General features: G+C 55.4%; 1 protein-coding gene and 1 pseudogene. Both read right to left on the reverse strand.

What is annotated here, in order from left to right:
- A pseudogene (locus R8N47_RS28355) lies at nucleotides 1-326 on the reverse strand (IS6-like element IS26 family transposase); the annotation flags it as partial.
- A gap of 46 nt (nucleotides 327-372) precedes the next feature.
- Nucleotides 373-510, reverse strand: coding sequence for a winged helix-turn-helix domain-containing protein (locus R8N47_RS28360; RefSeq protein WP_077260839.1), 138 nt, complete (start codon nucleotides 508-510; stop codon nucleotides 373-375).
- Nucleotides 511-520 lie beyond the last annotated feature (10 nt).

A 520-nucleotide genomic window follows, 5' to 3' on the forward strand; every position in this document is an offset into this window, starting at 1 on the left:
CGGGAGGAGAGATAAAAATCGACAGTGCGGCCCCGGCTGTCGACGGCCCGGTACAGATACGCCCAGCGGCCATTGACCTTCACGTAGGTTTCATCCATGTGCCACGGGCAAAGATCGGAAGGGTTACGCCAGTACCAGCGCAGCCGTTTTTCCATTTCAGGCGCATAACGCTGAACCCAGCGGTAAATCGTGGAGTGATCGACATTCACTCCGCGTTCAGCCAGCATCTCCTGCATCTCACGGTAACTGATGCCGTATTTGCAGTACCAGCGTACGGCCCACAGAATGATGTCACGCTGAAAATGCCGGCCTTTGAATGGGTTCATGTGCAGCTCCATCAGCAAAAGGGGATGATAAGTTTATCACCACCGACTATTTGCAACAGTGCCGTCCAGCGGATATCAGCGCTGAAAGATGATGGCTGAGCGTGGAGGCAGGAATCTCAAGGTGCTTCTGCAGTTCGCCAACCGGCAGGCCTTCATGACCCGCCCTGACCAGCTCCCGGTATATGCTGAGACGT

The sequence above is a fragment of the Vibrio sp. 2132-1 genome (assembly GCF_033344315.1).